Consider the following 1,089-nt stretch of genomic DNA (forward strand, 5'->3'; position numbering starts at 1 on the left):
ACCCGCGCACGTGTCCGTACCGGGCGGGCCGGGGGAGTCCGCGTCGGACGCTGTCGCCGAGGAGGTGACCCAGGGCGCGCTGGAGCGTGTCACCCGCTGGATCCTGGACAACCTGTAGGCCGCGCCGCTCACCCGGGCCGCGAGCGGCGCGGGGACCGGCGGCGCGTCACCGGAAGGCACCCGAGGTGGAGAAGAGCCCGCACGACAGCGACTACGGGCGCTGGCTGATGAGCGTCTCGCAACTCAACGGCGTCCCCCTGCTCTTGCCCGCCGTCCTCGACGACGGCACGCCCGACTCGATCAGGATCGAGTCCGGCGACGCCTACATACACCGCGAGACGGGAGTGATCCTGGCGTTCGTCCTCACCGACGACCGCGGCGTGCGCCACATGTTCGCGCTGGACCACGCGGATCGGAGCTTCGAGCCGCTACGGGACGTGGTCCACGCCTTCCTCGACTCGCGGTTCCTGCGGAACCTCCGGAACGCGACCCCGCTCGGCAGGCTGATCAATACCGCCGGAGCCGTGGTGCGGCACTACTGGCGGTGGGAGAAGGAACCAGCCGGCACCGGCTACTACGTGTATCCGGACGGCAGGCTCCTGTTCCGCGGCGTCTACGAGCTGGAAGAGGGGGGAGTGGGTTCGTGAACCCGCAGAAGGAGGCGCTGCCCGCCGTCATCGACGGCCGGGACGTCTACATCGCCGTCCAGCGGCTCCCCGGCTCCGAGCCCACCTCGTCGAACCTGCGCAGGGTCGCCGGACAGAAGGCGGCCGAGGCGCTGGACCACGTTCAGAGCACGATCCATGTCGTCGCCGAGCGGTTCAGCCGCACCGTCGGCGAACTGGCCGCCCAGGCCACCGCGCCCGAGTCGGTCTCGATCGAGTTCGGCATCACGATCGCCGGCGAGGGAAACGTCGTCCTCTTCAGCGGCTCGGCCGAGGCGTCCGTCGCGGTCACCCTGACCTATCCGGTCCCGAACCGGCGCTGACGTACGGAAGGGGGCCGCGACCACCGGGATGCCCGACCGCACCGCCTCCCGGGCCCGGCGTGCCCTGCCGTCTCCACGGGGGACGGCAGGGCCGGGCCCGG

At 71.6% G+C, this 1,089-nt stretch carries 2 protein-coding genes; both read left to right on the forward strand.

The genetic code is table 11. The features are described 5' to 3' along the window. The first annotated feature begins 185 nt into the window (after positions 1-185). Positions 186-647, forward strand: a complete 462-nt coding sequence (locus H5J30_RS35095) for a hypothetical protein (protein ID WP_181791839.1) — start codon at positions 186-188, stop codon at positions 645-647. Further along, the gene (locus H5J30_RS35100; protein WP_181791840.1) at positions 644-988 is read left to right on the forward strand and encodes a CU044_2847 family protein; all 345 of its coding nucleotides are present in this window, start codon (positions 644-646) and stop codon (positions 986-988) included. Before H5J30_RS35095 ends, H5J30_RS35100 begins: the two co-directional genes overlap by 4 nt. The last annotated feature ends 101 nt before the right edge of the window (positions 989-1,089 follow it).

The sequence above is a fragment of the Streptomyces phytophilus genome (assembly GCF_013870535.1).
In the GTDB taxonomy this organism is placed as follows: domain Bacteria; phylum Actinomycetota; class Actinomycetes; order Streptomycetales; family Streptomycetaceae; genus Streptomyces; species Streptomyces phytophilus.